At 35.5% G+C, this 13,928-nt stretch carries 9 protein-coding genes, 1 tRNA gene and 1 rRNA gene; 6 read left to right on the top strand and 5 right to left on the bottom strand.

The window, feature by feature from the left end; genetic code table 11:
- Positions 1-83, top strand: a 5S ribosomal RNA gene (gene rrf, locus AC1DG9_RS20085); the annotation flags it as partial.
- Positions 84-248: 165 nt separating this feature from the next.
- The gene (locus AC1DG9_RS20080; RefSeq protein ID WP_337717444.1) at positions 249-2,012 is read left to right on the top strand and encodes a S8 family peptidase; all 1,764 of its coding nucleotides are present in this window, start codon (positions 249-251) and stop codon (positions 2,010-2,012) included.
- Here AC1DG9_RS20080 and AC1DG9_RS20075 read toward each other — a convergent pair.
- Together AC1DG9_RS20075 and AC1DG9_RS20070 are read right to left on the bottom strand one after the other, a co-directional pair.
- A complete protein-coding gene (locus AC1DG9_RS20075; RefSeq protein ID WP_172659014.1) occupies positions 2,004-2,624 on the bottom strand; it encodes a methylated-DNA--[protein]-cysteine S-methyltransferase in 621 nt (206 codons plus the stop codon). The genes AC1DG9_RS20080 and AC1DG9_RS20075 overlap by 9 nt on opposite strands.
- A gap of 312 nt (positions 2,625-2,936) precedes the next feature.
- A tRNA-Met gene (locus tag AC1DG9_RS20070) sits at positions 2,937-3,010 on the bottom strand.
- A gap of 104 nt (positions 3,011-3,114) precedes the next feature.
- On the opposite strand from AC1DG9_RS20070, the gene AC1DG9_RS20065 reads away from it, so the two are divergent.
- The 3 genes from AC1DG9_RS20065 (at position 3,115) to AC1DG9_RS20055 (ending at position 6,334) form a co-directional block, all read left to right on the top strand.
- Positions 3,115-3,495 carry an START-like domain-containing protein gene (locus AC1DG9_RS20065; protein ID WP_172659015.1) on the top strand — a complete coding sequence of 127 codons (381 nt, stop codon included), beginning with the start codon at positions 3,115-3,117 and terminating at the stop codon, positions 3,493-3,495.
- 30 nt (positions 3,496-3,525) lie between these two features.
- On the top strand, positions 3,526-4,959 hold the full coding sequence (locus AC1DG9_RS20060) for an LptF/LptG family permease (RefSeq protein WP_172659016.1): 1,434 nt from the start codon (positions 3,526-3,528) through the stop codon (positions 4,957-4,959).
- A gap of 163 nt (positions 4,960-5,122) precedes the next feature.
- Positions 5,123-6,334 carry a bifunctional 3,4-dihydroxy-2-butanone-4-phosphate synthase/GTP cyclohydrolase II gene (locus AC1DG9_RS20055; RefSeq protein WP_172659017.1) on the top strand — a complete coding sequence of 404 codons (1,212 nt, stop codon included), beginning with the start codon at positions 5,123-5,125 and terminating at the stop codon, positions 6,332-6,334.
- A 22-nt stretch (positions 6,335-6,356) separates the two neighbouring features.
- On the opposite strand, the gene AC1DG9_RS20050 is transcribed toward AC1DG9_RS20055, so the two are convergent.
- Positions 6,357-10,472 (bottom strand): translocation/assembly module TamB domain-containing protein, encoded by a 4,116-nt coding sequence (locus AC1DG9_RS20050; protein ID WP_477635117.1) that lies wholly within the window; start codon positions 10,470-10,472, stop codon positions 6,357-6,359.
- A 218-nt stretch (positions 10,473-10,690) separates the two neighbouring features.
- Here AC1DG9_RS20050 and tsaD point away from each other — a divergent pair, with 218 nt between their 5' ends.
- A complete protein-coding gene (tsaD, locus tag AC1DG9_RS20045; RefSeq protein WP_172659018.1) occupies positions 10,691-11,692 on the top strand; it encodes a tRNA (adenosine(37)-N6)-threonylcarbamoyltransferase complex transferase subunit TsaD in 1,002 nt (333 codons plus the stop codon).
- A gap of 307 nt (positions 11,693-11,999) precedes the next feature.
- Here the strand turns inward: tsaD and recA are convergent, their stop codons facing one another.
- A complete protein-coding gene (gene recA / locus AC1DG9_RS20040) occupies positions 12,000-13,013 on the bottom strand; it encodes a recombinase RecA (protein ID WP_477635116.1) in 1,014 nt (337 codons plus the stop codon).
- A 92-nt stretch (positions 13,014-13,105) separates the two neighbouring features.
- Positions 13,106-13,774, bottom strand: a complete 669-nt coding sequence (gene nth / locus AC1DG9_RS20035; RefSeq protein ID WP_477635115.1) for an endonuclease III — start codon at positions 13,772-13,774, stop codon at positions 13,106-13,108.
- Between the last annotated feature and the right edge of the window lie 154 nt (positions 13,775-13,928).

Here is a 13,928-nt window from a genome sequence, read left to right as displayed (position 1 = left end):
CTTCCCATTCCGAACAGAGAAGTTAAGCCCACCAGAGCCGATGGTACTGCGGTAACACGTGGGAGAGTAGGTCGGTGCCAAATCTTAAWCAAAACCCTGTAGCTAAACGCTGCAGGGTTTTTGTGTTTATATACATTTCTGGAAACTTTCTGATGAAAATACAATGTTAAAAAATGCTAAATCTTCATCAGAGATACAATAAAACCGTATAATTGTATTTTACGTTAATCTTATAAAAAGCACTTTTGATGAAATTAAGATATATATTGCTTTTTGCATTTAGCTTTATCTTGAGCAACTCTGCATTTTCGCAAAGTAAAGATGTGAAGCTTCCTTCTAATTGGTACAATCTGGATTTAGTTGCTGATGGGTACTTTGGTATAAGTACCGAAAAAGCATATAAGGAATTATTGAGCAATAAAAAGCCTAAACAAAATGTGATTGTTGCCGTAATTGATGGAGGCGTTGATATTAATCATGAGGATTTAAAGGACGTACTGTGGACTAATAAAAAAGAGATTCCAGGTAACGGAATTGATGATGATGGTAATGGATATGTAGATGATATACATGGCTGGAATTTTATAGGATCAAAAAAAGGTAATCTAGCATATGATAATCTGGAGTTGGTGCGGATACTTAGAGTGTATGGCCCTAAGTATGTATCAACCATTCGATCTACAGTATTAGATAGTGTTCAAAAAGAAGAATATGCCCTATATCTTAAAGCTAATGCAGAATTTGGAAAGAAGTATAACGATGCTCACTATACATTTGGGATTGTAAGTATCATTAATAAGGTTCTGGATTCAGTGGCAGCTATTAACAATAAGAAGATTCCATCATTGGAAGATATTGATAAATACGTGGCTGATAATGAAGATGAGGAGCAAGTAAAAAAGATTATAAGAGGCGGATCTAAGGACAGTGGAGGAATTGATAAATTCTACAAGGAAATGAAAGATGCCTATAAGCAATATGATGTAATGCTTAAATATAATCTGAATGTGAAGTATGATCAGCGGCAGGAGCTAGTTGGCGACGATTATACAAACGCAAAAGAACGTTTATATGGGAACAATGATGTTGCCGGACCTAATGCAGAACATGGTTCACATGTTTCGGGCATAATAGGGGCAAACAGATCCAATTCAATTGGAATTAATGGAATAGCCAATAGTGTTAGTATAATGGCAATTAGAGTTGTACCAGAAGGGGATGAGAGAGATAAAGATGTTGCCAATGGAATTAGATATGCAGTAGATAACGGTGCTAAGGTAATTAATATGAGCTTTGGCAAAGGTTATAAATGGAATAAAGAAGTTGTTGACGAAGCGGTAAAATATGCTGAACAGAAAGGCGTATTGTTAGTTCATGCGGCCGGAAATGATAACGAAGATGTAGATGTTAAAGAGAATTATCCAAATAAATACTTTGATGGACCAGAGGCTGCTGCTTATAAGAAATCGATCAAAAAAGATGCACTTTCAGCATTGCCATTTAAGATCGAGCAAAATCAAGCGCAAAATCAGGGTATGAGAAGGGGGCCTAATTCTGTCGTTATTAAAAAAGCAGTTATAGATACGGCTAAATTTAAACTGCCACATGCGAGTAATTGGATAGAAGTTGGAGCAAGTGCATATGCTAATGATGCAAATTTAAAAGCATCTTTTTCAAATTATGGAAAGTATAATGTAGACGTATTTGCGCCTGGTTTTATGATTAATTCAACAGTTCCAGGCTCAAAATATGAAGAATTTGATGGAACTAGTATGGCAGCTCCTGTTGTATCTGGTCTTTCAGCCCTGATTTTGAGCTATTATCCGGACCTTAAGCCTAACCAGGTCAGAGAGATCATAATGAAATCCGTGTCTAAGGTTTTACAGAAAGTTAAATACAAAAATGAAAGAGGTGAGACTGTCCGAGTACCCTTCTCCGATCTTTGTGTTAGCGGAGGAATAGTAAATGCTTATGAGGCCTTAAAGCTTGCAGAGCGTTATCAATCAAAATAAATAGCCGTCTTCTATTTCTGAATTATTCCTTTCAAACTTAAGTAGCCACTTTTTCTTGTCTATTCCGGCAGCATAGCCGGTCATATTTCCATCGCTGCCTATTACGCGGTGGCAAGGTACTATAATTGCTAAGCGGTTTCGCCCATTTGTTGAGGCAATTGCGCGAATCGCTTTCGGATTGTTCATCATTTCTGCCTGTTCTTTGTAAGAACATGTTTTTCCATAAGGAATTTCCTGAAGTGTTTTCCAGACTGCTTGCGAAAAATCATTGCCAGGAGTGTGTAATGGAACTGAAAAGGTTTTTCGTTTTCCTTCGAAGTATTCAGTTAACTCATTTTCCAATTGATCTAGATACGAATTTCTTCCTGCTACCATCACTGCATTAAGTAGCTTTTGTAACTCAGCGAATTCTTTTTCTAATCTGATCCTGTTGGTAAATTCGAGCAGACAGACACCTTTTGATGTAGCGCCTGCCAGCATAGGACCTAAGGGAGTAGAAATCTCCGTCATGTTTATTATGGCATCCTTATCAGAGGATATTGAGGATTTTTCAAATATCCACGGATACCGATCAGCAAAACCTGTAATGTCAGTGAGAGATGTATTATTCATGTTTATTGTCGAATTTAATTTTTAACAGGCCAGCTTTTATTTTAGTAAATACTTCAGCGTTTGCATGATCTAATATTTCCTAAAAATAAGGAATCAATCAATAAGATGGTACCCGATTCTTGCTTTCCTCTGTTGTCCTTAACGCTAATCGCATTTAATCATTACATGTTACGAATAAATCGCAATGATTCAGTAGGTAATCCCAATTGATCTCAGGATTGATTTAGAAGCACTATTGGTGTCAAAATTAAAATAGTAGTAAGAGTAGTAAATAGAAAAGCCTTGTCAAATAATTGACAAGGCTTTTTTCAGTAGCGGGGAGCAGGATCGAACTGCCGACCTCAGGGTTATGAATCCTGCGCTCTAACCATCTGAGCTACCCCGCCGGGCGTCTTTTTTCTAAAGAGTTGCAAATATAGAATAAATTACTTTTCTTTAGAAACAAATATTAAAAAAATAGTCTAATAATTCAGAATATAAGTGTTTAACGATGTCGGAAAAGAAAAAATTTACGTTAGAATATGAATTGAGGTCGTCTCCACGTATTTTATTTAGTTTTATTAGTGAGCCAAATGGACTGTCTCAATGGTTTGCAGATGATGTGATTTTCAGAGATCAGGTATATACTTTCACATGGGACGATGAAATACAGAAAGCAAAGTTGCTTAGCATAAAAGAAAATAAATCTGTAAAATTTAAATGGGTGGAAGATGAACCACACTGTTACTTTGAAATGGAAATTGTACAGGACGAATTAACAAATGACGTAGCCCTTTCAATAACCGATTTTGCTACTGATGACACATTAGCTGAGCGTACACTTATTTGGGATAATCAGATTAACTACCTGCACAGTGTAATTGGTGCCTAGTTTTTCAATAGCTTTGTCTACATTTGTATATTGAAAAAGATTCATTTACTTCTACTCAAAGCATTTATAAGGCCTTTCTTCGTCACATTTTTTATTGTGATGTTTATTTTGCTAATGCTTTTTCTATTTAAATATGTTGATGATTTAATAGGAAAAGGATTTGAATGGTATATTATACTTGAGTTAATGTATTATGCCTCTGCGGCAAATGTGTCTATGGCGCTCCCATTGTCCATTTTATTATCATCGATAATGACTTTTGGGACGCTGGGGGAGAACTACGAATTGGTAGCTATTAAATCAGCAGGGTTGTCGTTGCAAAAGGCAATGAGACCTCTTTTTGTACTCATAATATTTATTGCAATAAGCTCCTTCATATTTTCAGATTATATGCTGCCTAAAGCCAATTTGAAGTATGGATCGCTTTTATGGGATATAACAAACAAAAAATTATCCTTTTTAATTAAGGAGGGGGTTTTTAATAATAGTATTCCAGGTTATTCCATTAGAGTTAATAAAAAAGGGGATGATGGTGTTTCATTGTATGATGTAATGATTTATGATCATACAAATACAAACGGAATGGCAAAGATCATCATTGCTAAAGAAGGTAAAATGTATAGCAATGATAAGTTCCTTTTTCTAAAGCTAAAAAATGGCGTTAGATATGAAGAATCGAGTGGCCGTAATACCTATAACAATCCGAGACAGGAGTTAACTAGGATGAGGTTTACTGAGACTGATCAGAAGTTTGATATTTCCAGTTTTAAAATGAATAGAACTGATGAGCAGGATTTTAGGAATAACACTCAAATGCTGAATTTAAAGGGCTTAACAAGGAAAAGAGATTCCTTAACCAAAGAGTTGGATAGTGTAAATAAGTTCTCCTCAACCACTATAAATAGCTATTACAGGCAAAACAACTACTCTAAGGGATATACCGCTGTTAAAACCCCTGCAAAAGTAATAAAGGGAGACATTTTGAAAATGCTTCCTGAGAAACAGAGACTGGCAATTATTCAGAGTGCATTGGACCTGGCAACTTCAGTAAAACAAACTACATCTGGACGGGTTACGGATTATGAGGATAGAACCAGAAGTATAATAAAAGTACAATTGGAATATCAGAGAAAGTTTACACTTGCAGTGTCCTGTCTCTTATTGTTCTTTATTGGTGCACCGCTAGGCGCTATTATAAGAAAAGGTGGACTTGGTTTGCCTGTGGTAATGGCTATTGTGTTTTTCCTTTTGTACCACATCATTGCTACTGTTTCTGAAAAATCTGCAACAACAGGATCTTTAAGGCCTTTCTTCGGAATGTGGCTTGCAATATTTATTTTATCTCCCCTGGGTGCATTCTTAACTTATAAAGCAACAGTGGATTCTGCTTTATTTGATGTAGGTTATTTTAAACAAATATTTATAAATCTCTTCAAAAAGAAAAAATCAAATATTAACAGTTAATAATATTTGTATCCTTTAATAGGGGTAAACACCTAATATTCATTACTTATTTATGATAGTTTATAACGTAATATTGGTTTTGAAGATTGTAACTTTGCACCGTAAATCTTACTAATTAATCAGGTTACTTATTTGTTACTTGATTATTGATATATTCAGAAAAATGGAAATCAAACTAGATACAATAGAAGAAGCTATTGCAGAAATAAAAGCGGGTAAAGCTATTATTGTTGTAGATGACGAAGATAGGGAGAATGAAGGTGATTTTATTACTGCCGCAGCCAACGCTACTCCTGAAATGATAAATTTTATGGCCACTTATGGCCGAGGCTTAATTTGTGCGCCTTTAACCGAAGAAAGATGTGATGAATTAGGTTTAGATCTAATGGTGGGAAAAAATACCGCCGCTTACGAAACTAACTTTACTGTTTCCGTTGATTTAAGAGGTCATGGCTGTACAACTGGCATTTCTGCGTCCGACAGATCAAAAACCATTAAGGCCTTAATCGATCCTAATATTGATCCTGCTGAGTTGGGTAGGCCAGGTCACATTTTTCCATTAAGATCTAAAGATGGGGGAGTATTAAGACGTTCGGGACACACCGAAGCATCTGTAGATTTAGCTAAACTTGCAGGCATGGAACCTGCCGGTGTATTGGTTGAGATTATGAAGGATGACGGAGAGATGGCCAGATTGCCTGACCTGATTAAGATTGCAGCACAACATCAGCTTAAAATAATTAGTATAAAAGATCTTATTGCATATAGATTAAGCAAAGAAAGTTTAATAGAGCAGGAGGTAACGGTAAATCTACCCACTCAATGGGGTGATTTTAAGATGACTGCCTATACCCAAATAGATACAGGAGCCACACATTTGGCAATTAGTAAAGGCGAATGGACTATTGATGAGCCTGTATTAACAAGAGTACATAGTTCCTGTGTTACCGGTGATATTTTTGGATCGTGCAGATGCGATTGTGGGCCTCAATTGCACAAAGCAATGGAGATGATCGATAAGGAAGGCAAAGGAGTAATCGTTTATATGAATCAGGAGGGAAGAGGTATTGGTCTTGTTAATAAATTGCGTTCATATAATCTACAAGATGCTGGCCTGGATACTGTTGAAGCAAATATAAAATTGGGTTTCAAAGGCGACGAAAGAGATTACGGAGTTGGAGCTCAAATACTAAGAGCACAGGGCATCACTAAAATGAGACTGATGTCTAATAACCCTACTAAACGCGCTGGTTTAATTGGCTATGGTTTAGAGATTGTAGAAAATATTCCAATTGAGATAGAAAGTAATGTTCATAATGAGCAATATCTTAAAACAAAACGTGATAAGATGGGGCATCAAATAATGAAAGGCTAAAAAAAAGTAGGTTATTTATAACCTACTTTTTTTTGTTCTTTTTTTCTGGAGGAACAGCCTCTTTGTTAACTGGCTGTTTACTAACGGGAGGTGTCTTTTTCTCTTCCTCAGCCTTCTTCTTCAAGTTTCTGTTGTATTTACCTGATATTCTTTGAACAAACTCTCTAAAGCTGTCAAATTGCTGTGTATAGATCAGACCTAAGGATGTTACATTGTTATTTTGGCTTACCCCAGTGTTAAAGAAGGTGTTTTGCTGTGTAGGAGGTTTATTGGCAAGCTTACCTACTAAAGTTCCATCTTTTCTAATTAAGGCTAAAACTTCAACTTCACCGCCTACATTATTTCTGGTAAAGCCAATTGGCGACAAATCGTTTGTACTACGTTTATCTACTATCCCGGCATTTAATACTATGCGGTCATTAAAAAATCTAAAAGAGGCATTCGCTTCACTCAAAGAGCGGATATTAATGTCCACAAAATCGAGGTTGAGTGAAGATAAGACATTATTAAACTGATTAAACAAAAGCTCTGTAGCAGTACTCGCTACTCCTGATGTTAATTGCTTGCCAAGGGCTTCTTTTCCTGTTCCTGGAGCAAAACTACGTCTTATAATCAAACTAAGCGCCTGGAGGTTCCTGTTGTTGTCGTCATTAAAATAAGATTGCATCTCTTCTTTAATAGCAGGGTTTGAAGGGAAGAAGATATCAAGTTTAATATCCGGTTTTAATAGTGAACCGGTTAAGCCCATTTCTACTTCAGTAAGAACGCGCTCGTTGGCATTATTGCCGCCATCTCTATTAGCTGCAGTATAGAGGTCGCTCAGACCAGCACGAAGGGAATAAATTGCCTTTAAATTTATCTGCGCAGTTGTGGGGTTTCCTGTCCATCCTAAAGTGGTATAAATATTTGCAGTGCTATTTGCATCAACCTCAAGTTTCAGGTTCATTGTAAGTCCGTCAAAACTGGTTTGTTTTTTTACAACCTTAGTCGTGTCCTTATTTACAAATGTTATAAAATCTTTATTTGATACGGTCTCAGAGCTGTTAAGTGGAAGATTAAATACCGTCCCTTTCTCTGTCTTGGCATTAATGTCTATAAATAATTTGTTTGTTGGACCTTTAAATCTGAAGGTACCTGTTCCATAAGCCTTTCCAAAATATATAGAGTTGTCTTTTTCCGTAGTATTCAAGGCCATGAAATCTTTAGCATTAATATCAATATCTAGCGTTGGTGTATTGATGTTATTGAGGTCAACCGTACCATTTGCGATGGCCTGGTTATCATCAACGTCAAGCAATTTCAAGTCATTAATTTTGATAATGCTGTTTTCAACTTCTACCTGGTCGTTTAGTGTATATCTTGTTTTAAGATAATTAACTGTCACTTCAGCTTTGTCAAAAGATACCTGCCCGTTAATTTCCGGTTTTTCAAATGGACCTGTAACCGTTAATGATGATGAAACATGACCTTTAAGATCTGATACAAGTTCATTAACAAATGGTTCCAGTACAGCTAGTTCACTATTATCAAGCTTTACGCTTATATCCATCTCTTTCTTTTCCAGATCAAGAACGCCCAAAGCCCGAAGTGTTTCTCTGTCGGAAGAAACAATATTAGTGAAAATGTTGGCTACATTATTTGCACGATCATAAGAAGAAGTATCGGTCAAATTACCAATATGAGTATTGTTAAAGGTTAAAGAATCTATTTTTAGATTATCAGATATCCTAGGCGATTTTAAGATATTATAGAGTTTTGTTTCACCATTAACGTTACCTGCTAACTGCACGCCAAATGCCTTAACAAACGGATTTATTGTTTTTAAGCTAAATTCTTTAAATCCGACAAGAAGTAAATCTTTGGGGTCGTCAGACAGAATACCATCAATAGTTAAGAGTTGATTGCCATTGCTTAAATCAAAATTGGTAATCTCGGTTTTTCCTTCATGAAAACTAATTCTCACTTTTTCCTGAATCTTCCAGTCCTCATTATTTACTTTAAGCTGAGATGGGAGTATGCTAACCCTTGCTGTGGTGTCGTTTGCAAACTCGACCAATCCGTTTAAATCCAGTTGGTTAGCGTCATCTGAATTGGCAAGTTTTAAGTTAAGAGAAAGACTGTCATTTCTCAATATGTTGGATATGTTGACATTCTTAATGTACAAACTATCATTTAAGTCAACTCTATCCGATGTTATGATAGCTTGTAATTGATTTACGGAAGTATTCTCATCGATAATAATATTGTTGGCTATAATGCCTTTGTATTTTAGCTTTTTCACAAAGCCATTTAATGTGGCTATGTTGTTTGGAGAATCAAAATTACCAATAAAGACCGCTTGATCATCGATCTCTAAGCCTGGAGCAAGAAGTTCTGCAATGGGCTCAAATCTTTTTATTTTTAAATTGAACTGAAAGATCTGGTCTCCATATGGAAGAATGGTAGTTTTGAGGGATGGTATGTATTTTTTCGCTAATGCTTTATAGTATGAAGGAATGGTGTTTAAGTTGTATTGCCCCTTTAAGCTGGCATCCAGAATATCTGAATGAATGGTAAGGTCTCTGTCTTTTCCTATACCTGCAGCCTTTAGTTCTACAGAATCAATGTTGTAAATGCCTTTAACATTGTCTAACCTAATTTGTTGAATTAGAAGTTTACCCTGTATGTTATTTAGGTTGGTGCCGGAGAAATTGGTGCTAAAAGTAGCATCAATTTTTAAAGAGTCCTTATATAGTTTTAAGGCCTTTAGCTTTGCATTGTTTATTTGGGCTTTAAAATTAAATACCGGCAACTTAGGGTTCAGATTTACCCCGCCATCAAAAACAAGCTGAACATTTTTGTCGTTAATTTGCAGGCGACCGTCGAAATATTTTTTATCAAAGGTTCCATCAATTTTAACATTTCTATACCTATACTGGTTAAAGTCGATGTAATCGATATCTCCATTTAGCTTCTCGGAAAGGTTTTTTATTTCTGTGCCTCTGCCTTCAACATTTAAGGAAGCAGATATTCTACCAAGATCATTCTCATCTAAAAGGTTTCCTAAATTAAAATCGTAGGCTTTAACATTACCTGAATAAGAGGGGACACCCTTCTTATCTATTTTCATATTAACATCAGAAACCAATCTGCCTAGTTTTGTCTTAAACTCCCCATAGGCAATAAAATCGTTTTGGAATCCGGTAAATGAGCCGTTGAAATTAATGTTGCCAAATTTTCCGATAACTACTGGGATCACTTTAGTCTTTTTCCCGGTTGTGCTTGTTAATATCTCATCCAGATCAGCTTTATTTGTTCCGGCCATCTCTATTTTAAGATCCATAAAAGTCTCTTTAAGATTTGGAAGCCCTTTTACAATAAAGTCCCCTTTTATATAAGTCGCTTTTCCGGCTTTAACCGATAGTTTTTTTGCTTTAAGATTATTAACCAAACCGGTAATCCTTCCGTCAACTTCAATCTCAAGATTCATTTGATCCAATTCCGGAGCAAAATAGGCAACATCGCGCGATGCTAAATAGCTATTCTTGAAATTAGCTTTCATTCTTACTTTATTGACATAATCTCTAAAGTCTCGGTATTTATCAAACCGCATTTGAAAGTAATCAGATAGCCTGCTCTTATTGGTAACCAACATCAAATTCTTTAACTCAATGCTATTGGTATCCACAGTAGTAAAGGCTGTCAGGTTTTTTAAATAAAACCCACTCTTTTCCTTAAATGTCAGGTTTTTAATGTCGGCCTGCAGGATATGATCTGTAGTATTTAATTTTTCAAAAATTCCGTTAAAGCTGGTTAGGTATATGTCATCAAAATTTACCCCCTTCATAACGGTGTCAACTCGTTGGTTTTTGTATTTAAAGCTGATGTTGTTCAGGATAACTCTGTCAAATGATATCTTGTACGGTTTCTTTTTAGGTTTAACTGTGGGAGTGCCAGAGTCAAAGTAATCGATAATGAAATCTAAATTCGTCGATCTGTCTTTATATGATTTTAAATAAAAAGAGCCGTTATTAATCTGTACCGTATTAATGTCAACTATTCGTTTTTTAATTGAAATCTGATTGATGTCTACTAAAAATTTGGGTGTATTAAGTATGGTATCTTTCTGCCGATCCAATACAAGCAGGTTTTCTATCACAACATACTTAAAAGGTTTTATATATATGCCGGTTAAAGAAATGGTTGTATTAAGCTCTTTAGATAGGTATGCTGCCGCTTTTTTAGCTACGAAAGTCTGAATAGGCTTAAATTGGATTGCAAATAGAATGACACCAGCAAGTAATAATACTGATGCAACGACCCAAAGAAGTATTTTTAATAGTTTTTTAATAATTTTGTAGCTTAATAATAATAAACGTGTCTGTAATACTTGCTATAGAATCTTCCTGCGATGAAACCTCCGTTGCTATATGTAACAACGGCAAAATTACTGCCAATGTTATTGCAAACCAAACAATTCATCAAAATTATGGAGGTGTAATTCCTGAGCTAGCTTCAAGGGTACATCAACAAAATATCGTGCCAGTAATACAACAGGCATTAAATGATGCTAAAGTTAATAAAAAGGAGCTAAATGCAGTTGCTTTTACACAGGGGCCTGGATTATTAGGCTCATTGTTAGTAGGTGTTTCCTTTGCGAAATCATTTGCGCTTGCGTTAGATTTACCTTTAATTTCGGTAAATCATATGCACGCTCATATTCTGGCTCATTTTATTGATGATCCAATGCCCCAATTCCCTTTCATTTGCTTAACTGTATCTGGCGGACATACTCAAATTGTTGTGATAAGAAGTCATTTCGATATGGAGATAGTGGGCGAAACCTTAGATGATGCAGCAGGTGAGGCATTTGATAAAACTGCCAAAATTCTAAATTTACCTTATCCTGGCGGGCCACTTATAGATAAGTATGCTAAAGAGGGAAACCCTTTGGCATATAAATTTGGGGAGCCTCAGATCAAAGATCTGAATTACAGCTTTAGTGGATTTAAAACCTCAATTTTGTATTTCATCAGAAATCAGGAAAAGGAAAATCCTAACTTTGTTTCTGAGCATTTACACGACATTTGTGCCTCGGTTCAGCATAGTATAGTGCATATATTGCTTAATAAGCTAAAGAAAGCAGCTAAGCAGTATGGAATTAAGGAGATTGCCATAGCAGGAGGAGTATCTGCAAATAGTGGATTAAGAGCAGGCTTAACTGCTCTTGCCGAGGAGTTAAATTGGAATGTATATATACCTGCTTTTGAATATTGTACCGATAATGCGGCTATGATTGCTATTGCAGGTTATTATAAATATTTAAATAAGGATTTCGTGGAGCAAGATGTTGCACCTTTGTCCAGAATGGAATTTTAATATATAAAAAGTAGAGTTATGGGTACAATGAGTTTTGTTTTCTTTGGGCTAATGCTATTGCCATTAATCATTTTTTTAATCTGGTTAATCAAAAAGGATAAAAACAGAAACTATTTAGGGCTTGTGGTTTTGGTGGCGATGGCTATTATTGCGATTATTGCAATTGTTAAGTTCGATTCCACTTTTATGGAGTCTAGATCAGGTATGCCAGATAAGTCTCAGGCACCGAGTTATAAATAAGAAAGAATCGAAAATAAAAAAGGGGTATTTTCAATAAAGAAATACCCCTTTTATTTGAAATAATATTTTAAGCTTTATCCTCTAGCTTATCGCCAGTTACTTCAGCTCTAATTTTAGCTTCAATCTCTTCAGATAGTTCAGGATTGTCAAGTAATAACTGTTTAACTGCATCTCTACCCTGACCAAGTTTTGTATCCCCGTAAGAGAACCAAGAGCCTGCTTTTTTAATGATATTAAAGTCARCACCTAAGTCGATAATTTCGCCGGTTTTAGATATACCTTCTCCAAACATAATGTCAAACTCTGCAACGCGGAAAGGTGGTGCAACTTTATTTTTAACAATTTTTACTTTAACCCTGTTACCTGCAACTTCATCAGAGTCTTTAATTTGAGAAGTTCTTCTGATATCCAAACGAACAGACGCATAGAATTTTAATGCATTTCCACCAGTAGTCGTTTCCGGGTTTCCAAACATTACACCAATTTTTTCACGTAATTGGTTAATGAATATACAGCAACATCCGGTTTTAGAGATCGTTCCTGTTAGTTTACGTAAAGCTTGTGACATCAAACGAGCCTGAAGCCCCATTCTGGAGTCACCCATTTCTCCTTCAATTTCAGCCTTAGGTACCAAAGCCGCAACAGAGTCAATAACGATCACATCAATTGCACCTGATCTGATTAGGTTATCAGCAATTTCCAAAGCTTGTTCACCATTATCTGGTTGTGAGATCAATAAATTATCTACATCTACGCCTAATTTTTTTGCATAGCCTTTATCAAATGCATGTTCAGCATCAATAATAGCTGCTAAGCCGCCTTTTTTTTGTGCTTCGGCAATAATATGAGTCGCTAAAGTTGTTTTACCTGATGATTCCGGGCCGTATATCTCAATAACTCTTCCTTTTGGTACTCCGCCAATTCCTAAGGCAATATCTAAACTAATCGATCCTGTCGAAATAGATTCTATCGGTTCTACAGCATTGTCACCCAATTTCATAACGGTACCTTTACCATATGATTTTTCCAACTTATCCAAGGTAAGTTGTAATGCTTTTAATTTGTCTGCGTTTGTGCTCATATTATTAAATTCTGTAAGAAAGTAACTACTTACATTTCTTAACGTAAAATGATTTTCTTTTTACTAATTATATTAGCAAATATAACTATTATTTAATTTAAAATAACAAAAAATATTTTAGTTATTTTATTATTGTTTTGATAATATTTGCAAAAACTTGTGATTTCGCAGATACTGCATTTTGGAGATCTCGCTAAGCAAACATATCTGCCGTGTAATATCAACCAATGGTGTGCAACATGTATTGTTTCTTCAGGCAAGTTCTTCACTAAATCCTTTTCGACAGCTAAAGGAGTTTTTCCGGTAGTTAATCCAATTCGGTTCGCAACCCTAAACACATGCGTATCTACAGCCATAGCAGGGGCATTATAAATAACCGATGCAATTACATTAGCCGTTTTTCTTCCAACGCCTGGCATTTTTTGCAAATCATCTATATCAGATGGGACTTCGTTGTTAAAATCGTTAAGCAACATTTTAGCCATGCCAACTAAGTGCTTTGCTTTATTATTTGGGTAGCTAACACTTCTAATGTAATCAAATACAATGTCTGGTGTAACATCAGCCAATGCTTTGGCATCAGGAAAGCGTTGAAATAATGCAGGTGTTACCTGATTTATTCTTTTATCAGTGCATTGGGCAGATAATATTACTGCCACAAGTAATTGGAACGGATTGTTGTAGTGTAATTCTGTTTCGGCGTCTGGCTGCCTGGCAGAAAAATGAGACACAAAAAGTTTATATCTTTCTTTTTTGAGCATTTGCAAACTTATATAATTTTGCCTTTAATTTTCAATTTTGAACAAATTGAATCCCCGTTAAAACACAAAAGCTAAATTTCATTTTAACGATATTCTTGCCTTTTAAAACGGGCAAAATATATTTTTTTATTTTCTTAAATGAAAAGAATTTCAA

It is taken from the genome of Pedobacter sp. 05L430 (assembly GCF_056397585.1).
The sequence above is the reverse complement of the archived record's forward strand: the minus strand, read 5'-3'. Positions and strand labels throughout refer to the sequence as shown.

Bases quoted from the DNA above. Each gene is read 5' to 3' on its own strand.
- AC1DG9_RS20080 (WP_337717444.1), top strand. From the start codon at position 249: ATGAAATTAAGATATATATTGCTTTTTGCATTTAGCTTTATCTTGAGC.
- AC1DG9_RS20075 (WP_172659014.1), bottom strand. From the start codon at position 2,624: ATGAATAATACATCTCTCACTGACATTACAGGTTTTGCTGATCGGTAT.
- AC1DG9_RS20065 (WP_172659015.1), top strand. From the start codon at position 3,115: ATGTCGGAAAAGAAAAAATTTACGTTAGAATATGAATTGAGGTCGTCT.
- AC1DG9_RS20055 (WP_172659017.1), top strand. From the start codon at position 5,123: ATGGAAATCAAACTAGATACAATAGAAGAAGCTATTGCAGAAATAAAA.
- nth (WP_477635115.1), bottom strand. From the start codon at position 13,774: ATGCTCAAAAAAGAAAGATATAAACTTTTTGTGTCTCATTTTTCTGCC.